Origin of the sequence: Cyclobacterium xiamenense (genome assembly GCF_009467825.1) — a bacterium.
GTDB lineage: Bacteria > Bacteroidota > Bacteroidia > Cytophagales > Cyclobacteriaceae > Cyclobacterium > Cyclobacterium xiamenense.
In genome coordinates, this window is record NZ_WIOK01000049.1 from 21225 (window position 1) to 27392 (window position 6168).

Consider the following 6168-nt stretch of genomic DNA (forward strand, 5'->3'; position numbering starts at 1 on the left):
GGGCTCGCAGCCGCCCGCTTACATGTCGCTTTCTTTTTCCACAAGTTCCAGATTAGCTTCCTGAGCTTCCCGGGTGTACCAGACATCCCGGAGTTGCTTTGCAGCCATTAGCGCTAATTGGTCTCCCACATGGGGGTTGTTTGGTTGGGTTGCGTTGCCGTAGCCCAGCACGGCTTTTGCGGTGACCGTATCTCCAAATTCCACGGCGCACACGTACGTTTCACCGGCATGGGAATAAAACTTACCGTCCTGTCCGGCAGCGTATTCCACGGTGCGGAACAAGCCCAGGCGGTTGGGTCCGCCGTTGCCGGGGAATTCCTGCCCGCCCACCTTCAGGCGGAAATAATCGCCAAAGGCCGGGTCGAGTTTGCCCAACTGTCTGAGTTGCTCCCGGGCAACCTGTGCAACCGTCTCCAATACCATTTTGCGGTCCTTTAAGCCATCGGGCGAATAGAGGGCATTGTCCATTGACCAAGCCTCAGAAAAATACCCCGAAGTCCCCAACTCCCCGATCAGGTTATGGAAGAGTACCGCTCCGGTACTTCCCGCATCAAAGGAGCCGTCCCAGGTGGTTAGCACCTGCAGAGCGGCGAGTGTGAGGCTGTCCTGAGTTTCCGTTTTTAACTGTTCGAATTCGTCCATCAGGCGGAGGGCCAACTCGGACTTCGTATCGTGTTTCAGCGCAATAAAGTCTTCCAGAGACAGGTTACTGGCTTCCATGATCAGCTTTGCGGAGCGCTGGGGCCGAAACCCCATGGAATTCGGGGCGATATGCGAGGCGTAATCCGACGGGTGGATGGCTACCGGGAACGTACTGGTATACGGAGGATCGTTTGCATTCTGAATCCATCCACTACCGGGGTTGGTATACCGGGGAAGGGCTGCTGCCGGGTATAAGCCGTCCCACAGTTCCTCACTGGAAGAAGTGGTTTGCAGCTCTTGCCATTTCCCCCAGTCGCCATTTTTTTTGGGTACATGCCCGCCAAATTGGTACAGGATATTGTCCTCCCGATCGCTGTAGAGTACGTTGAATAGGGGCAGGGCATTCCGATCCAGAGCCGCTTGAAATCCCTCCAGGTTCTCTGCTTCCCCCATGGCACGCCATTGGGCAATGGGGTCCAGTGCTCCGTCACTATTCGGCCAACTGATGGCCAGCGCCTTGTCCCCCTGCTCTTCAATGATCATCCCAAACGCGGTGCGTTTCTTTTCTACCAGAAGCGGCTGCAGCCCACTGTCCGAACCAACCTGCAACGTCACACTGTCGATTTCGATGGCCTGGTAGTTCCCGTCGAGCAGGTACCGATTGTCCGAAACGGAAATTTCATAAAAATCCACATTGTCCAACGTGTTTACCGTATGTGTCCATCCCAGGTTTTCGTTGAAGGCGATTCCAAGCGTGGGCAGCCCCACCAGGGTGGTACCGTAGAGATTATTTCCTTCCTTGATTAGCTGTGCCTCAAAAAATAGCGAAAAACCACTCCAGGACAGGTGCGGGTTCGCCAGCAGCATGGCATTGCCCGAAGCCGTTTTGGATCCGTTGATGGCCCATGCGTTTGAGCCTGCGGTCCATTCCCGGGCTGCCTTCAGATTCCTTGCAATCAAAAACTCCAGGTACATCGCCCGAAAGGTATGGTAAACCACGTCCAGGGGACGGATGGGAAGTACCTGCCGCAAGTGCGGGTCCAGGTGTTCCGGATACTTTGTGGCGTAGGCATTTATTCCGCTAGCAAAGGAGGAAATTACCGTTTTGTCCGATTCCGTCATCCGGGCAAAGACCGTCTCTGCCGCATCCAGCACACCGGTTTGGTGCAAGAGGATGTCTCTTTCCGGGTCGACTTCCCAGTATTCCGAGGATTTACCACGGGACTCCCCGTATAGTTTGAGTAGGAGATTGCCGTGATTCCGCATCTGAGCCCATCCCATCATTTTGTACAGACTACTGTCGGCGTCGGCATAGATATGGGGAATGCCCCAGGTATCCCACAGGATCTCGTTTTGGTATCCGGGATCCTTGCTTGAACAGGATAGTTGACAAATTAGACTAACCAAGAATAGTGCGTGTTTCATAGGTGCAGGTAACGAAAGCGTCTAACCACCCTACACTACCCGCAAATGAACAAACGGGCTACTCCAATTAGCCGTTGAATGGCGTGCGACCCTTTCTATCGCCGGCGAGGTACGAAGGAAAGCGGTCTACAGGTCGACGAAATTTTCGGTTTTAAACGCACCTTCTTGCTCGCTACTGGCGTAAACGCTATACATTTGACTACAGCGGTTTTGCCTCCCCTGCTATGCCTGCCGTAAGGGCTGCGACTCCGGGTGGCCATTTGCCTTCAACCAATTATTGGTCCCACCACAAAGCCAGATGGCGTTCCGTCCAAATTCCGTCAAAAGCTTCGCTCCGTCTGCCGAGCGTCCGCCACCCTTGCCACAAGCGGTAACAAATTGCGTGTCTTTGTCTAGTTCGGAAACCTGATCATTTAAGTCATGAAGGGATATATGCAGCGCATCGGGAATGTGTGCTTGATCAAACTCCTCTTTACTTCGTACGTCAATGACTTGAATTTTTTTATTCGCTCGCAGTGCTTGTTTTACTTCGTCTGCGTCAATGCAGGCTTTCGTCCTTTTAATTTGTTCTGGCATACGGTATCGAATGATTAGCGAAGACATGATCGTCAATCCGCCAATTAAAAAAATGGCGTATTCAACGCCGAACAAGTCGGCTGTAATTCCAGAAATAACCGCTCCAAATGCATAGCCTAAATCTCTCCAAAGTCTGAACGTACCGATGCTTTCGGCACGTTGCCCGGGACTGGTGGCCTGGGCTATGGTCGAGAGGAAGGTAGGATACACCAACGCGGTTCCTAAACCCAAAATGGCCGAAATGGACGCCAGCAGGTAAAAGTCGCTACTAAATGGAATGAGTAAAATGGCTAAGCCTTGCAAAAGCATGCCCCAAAAGAGCATCGCTTTTTTTGAGTAATGGTCGGACATTTTGCCGGTAAATAGTTGTCCGATTCCCCAAACCGTTGGGTAAATGGCAGTAATTATTCCGATATTCTCGTTGTTGAAATGTAGGGATCCAAGTACGATCGGAAGTAAGCCCCATATCATTCCATCGTTCAGGTTATTGATCAGGCCTGCCTGAGTTACCGAACTCAAGGTCTTATTTTTAAAAGTTGTTTCTAAAAATACATTTTCCAGCTGTGCGGTAGTGTCTGTTGAACTTTCCTTGTGTACGAATACCCGGGTATCCTTTACCCACAAGGCTGTCAAAATAAAACCGACAATGGAGATAAAAACCCCGATATAAAAAGGATACGGGGTGATCCCGTAAGTATTTGCGATGAAGCCTGTTAAAAAGGCCACGGCACCCACAGCAACGTAACCGGCAAATTCGTTTAAACCCATGGCTAATCCGCGGTCTTTTTCGCCAACCAGGTCAATCTTCATGACCACGGTACTGCTCCAGGTCAACCCCTGACTAACTCCTAACAGCATGTTCGCAACAATCACAAAGCCCCAACTGGGTGCATACATGAGCATAAAAGGAATCGGAATCGCCAAAAGCCAACCAAACAGCAATAAGTTTTTACGCCCAAACCTATTGGCCAGACGTCCCGTGTAGTAGTTGGCAACGGCCTTGGTTAGTCCAAATGCTGTAATGAAGGAAAGAAGGGCGGTTTTTGAAGCAATGCCAAATTCCAATTCGGCAAATTGCGGAAAGATGGAACGTTCCATTCCAATCATTCCCCCCACGAAAGCATTTACGATCACCAATAGCGTAAATTGCTTCCAGTTTTCTTTTAGGCCGAGTTGTATGTGGTCTGTATGCATGGTGCTTATCTTTAGGTACAAAGTTCGAGTGATTCGTAGACGAATCATTTTACAAATGATAAATAATTTCAGTGCCTTTCTTTTAACGTCAAAGGCATGAATACCCTAAAACGGTCAGTCCTTGATTCAATACCCAGGGCCTATCCATACCGAACCTAAGTCGCAGATGGCAAACACCTGGATGCCGGTTTTCCAGGCAATGACCCAACGATTGTATCCGACTCAGGTACAGGCACCTCCCGCCGGCAACTGGTGAAAAAATAGGCGGGGTATCCGTTTCAATTTGTCAGAAAATCGAGTAATTTTATCCAGAACCTTCCGACCTGCCTATGGATAGTACACAATATCTCTTAGTAATAGATATCATGATTGGCCTTGCCGTTGCCTACGTGGTCCTTGAAATCCTACTCAACGTGAACGGCATAGACAACGACACCTCGAACCTACTCCTGCTGGAATGGTCCAGGGGGCGCGGGTTTTTTATTCCCTTTGCCCTGGGAGCAATCGCGGGGCACTTGTTTTTGGGGACCACCAATACCGCCTTTCAATTGAGCAATGGGGTTTTTCCGGTACTCATCCTATTTGCACTAGCGATAGGGATGGTGGTGATTGGGTTTTATTGGCCCTTTAAAAAATCAAAGGCCTTCCTTTCGGCACTGCTACTGGCGGGCCTGTTGTACGGGCACTTCTTTTGGTCCATGAACTACCTGGAAACACCATGAATAAATTACATCGGTTTTTAAAAAGCCACTTATCGGAAATTCGGACGATAAAGATCGTCGTGGCCTCCTTGCTGGCATTGATGGTGCTGATCGATATCGTGCTCGTAATGCTGGAGGGAAAGGAATTTCCGACCTTCAGCTACGTGGTCAAAAATCTCCGACACCGACTGATTTGGTTTACCTTTCTCTATGGAGGACTGGTCGCCAAAATTTTTTTCAACCGAAAAGTCGGCGAGCAGGAAAAAGAAGCAACCGGATTGCTTGCCTTTTTTTCCATGGTGTTTTTGCTTTTTGTACTTGGAAGAAATTTGGAGGGAGAACCCAGTTTGTTTCTTCAGGTACTATTGATGATCTCCGGTGGCATTCTGGCCTACCGGGCCTGGCCTCAATACCAGTAGTGGGCCGGTTATCTGGCAGCCAGCGCTGCTGGGGTCCGTAGAAAGATGTTGATGCAAGATTTTAGCATGTTTTTGAAAATAACTAAGGTCCGAGGGCTGAATTTGGACGAGCAGAAATCACTCGGGATGTAAATCATAGACCATCAAAAAAACACCAATACGATTAACGAAAAAACGACCGCTCCAATCTCGGTCAACGTTATCGAAACACCACGAGAATTAAACTACTGACTTACATGTAAATTGGATCTATTTTAAATAAAATTAGGGTAAAATTTCAAAAAAAAACCTCGTTGATTGTTGAATCTATTTTGAAAAACCATTATTTTCACTGGGTTAATAATGGTAACAATTTATTTATGAAATTTAAGTTTTCCGAATTAGGCTCTTAATAAATAGATTTCTACAAACTGACCGTCAAGCTATTAGAAACTTTCATTTATTGAAAAAAGACAGAAATTTGGACCTTTTGATGATTTTTCGGGAGTAATCCTCCTTTTTGGCCTAATAGAAAAAGATTAAATTATTGAACAGGTGCCTTATTCAATAAGTTTTTTCATTAATTTGACGACGTAAATGAGTTAGTTACAGTCGATAAACGATAATTGTATAAAAAGATACTATTTTGTAAATCAAACTAATTTTAATAAATGGCAAGCGATTTAAATACAGAAGAGCTTTTAGAAAAAGCTTTCGAGGCGGTAATTAAAGGCGAAAAAGAAGATTTTCTTGTGGCAAGTAATTTTTTTAAGATGGCTTATGATAAAGCATATAACAATAAAGAGATCATTAAATACTACATTCTAATGGTTGAATCCCTAACGGGTATTAGTGATTTAAAGAAGAATCTAGCATCCGAAATTATAGCTTCTGTGGTTACAGATAAATACGACGATTTGAGGACCGTACAAAGCATATATAACCATTTTTCACAGAATAAACGTATAAATTCCTTTGATTTTGAAAGTTCTACCAATAGTTTAATAACTAAAGAATTACCAAAATATTGGAGAAAGTCAGTTTTATTTGATAAAATTCAATCTCTGGTTCAAAGCGAAGATATATCAAAAAGTGAATTATTAGAAGAAATAAAAAGATTAGTATAATTAATCTTATTGAATAAGGCGTTTGTTAAATGGTTGGAATAAGGCTATATTGTCGTTAAACGCTGATTTTATGGAAAAGAAGTATAAGAGTCTGTCTATATTCGA

At 46.1% G+C, this 6168-nt stretch carries 5 protein-coding genes and 1 pseudogene; 3 read left to right on the forward strand and 3 right to left on the reverse strand.

Annotation, left to right across the window (positions count from 1 at the left end; all coding sequences use genetic code 11):
- Positions 1-18 precede the first annotated feature (18 nt).
- The 3 genes and pseudogenes from GCU44_RS21895 to GCU44_RS21900 form a co-directional block, all read right to left on the reverse strand.
- The gene (locus GCU44_RS21895) at positions 19-2067 is read right to left on the reverse strand and encodes a penicillin acylase family protein (protein ID WP_154859534.1); all 2049 of its coding nucleotides are present in this window, start codon (positions 2065-2067) and stop codon (positions 19-21) included.
- Between the two features lie 222 nt (positions 2068-2289).
- Positions 2290-2610: a rhodanese-like domain-containing protein gene (locus tag GCU44_RS23335; protein ID WP_394366508.1), complete on the reverse strand. Its 321-nt coding sequence runs from the start codon at positions 2608-2610 to the stop codon at positions 2290-2292.
- Positions 2593-3837 (reverse strand): annotated as a pseudogene (locus GCU44_RS21900) (MFS transporter); the annotation flags it as partial. The gene GCU44_RS23335 and the pseudogene GCU44_RS21900, both read right to left, overlap by 18 nt.
- Before the next feature lie 329 nt (positions 3838-4166).
- On the opposite strand from GCU44_RS21900, the gene GCU44_RS21905 reads away from it, so the two are divergent.
- The 3 genes from GCU44_RS21905 (at position 4167) to GCU44_RS21915 (ending at position 6063) form a co-directional block, all read left to right on the forward strand.
- Entirely contained in the window at positions 4167-4559 is a 393-nt protein-coding gene (locus GCU44_RS21905) for a hypothetical protein (RefSeq protein WP_154859536.1), read from the forward strand.
- Positions 4556-4957 (forward strand): hypothetical protein, encoded by a 402-nt coding sequence (locus GCU44_RS21910; RefSeq protein ID WP_092178271.1) that lies wholly within the window; start codon positions 4556-4558, stop codon positions 4955-4957. Before GCU44_RS21905 ends, GCU44_RS21910 begins: the two co-directional genes overlap by 4 nt.
- A 650-nt stretch (positions 4958-5607) precedes the next feature.
- Positions 5608-6063, forward strand: a complete 456-nt coding sequence (locus tag GCU44_RS21915; RefSeq protein ID WP_154859537.1) for a hypothetical protein — start codon at positions 5608-5610, stop codon at positions 6061-6063.
- Positions 6064-6168: the final 105 nt, after the last annotated feature.

Bases quoted from the DNA above. Each gene is read 5' to 3' on its own strand.
- GCU44_RS21895 (WP_154859534.1), bottom strand. From the start codon at position 2,067: ATGAAACACGCACTATTCTTGGTTAGTCTAATTTGTCAACTATCCTGT.
- GCU44_RS21905 (WP_154859536.1), top strand. From the start codon at position 4,167: ATGGATAGTACACAATATCTCTTAGTAATAGATATCATGATTGGCCTT.
- GCU44_RS21910 (WP_092178271.1), top strand. From the start codon at position 4,556: ATGAATAAATTACATCGGTTTTTAAAAAGCCACTTATCGGAAATTCGG.
- GCU44_RS21915 (WP_154859537.1), top strand. From the start codon at position 5,608: ATGGCAAGCGATTTAAATACAGAAGAGCTTTTAGAAAAAGCTTTCGAG.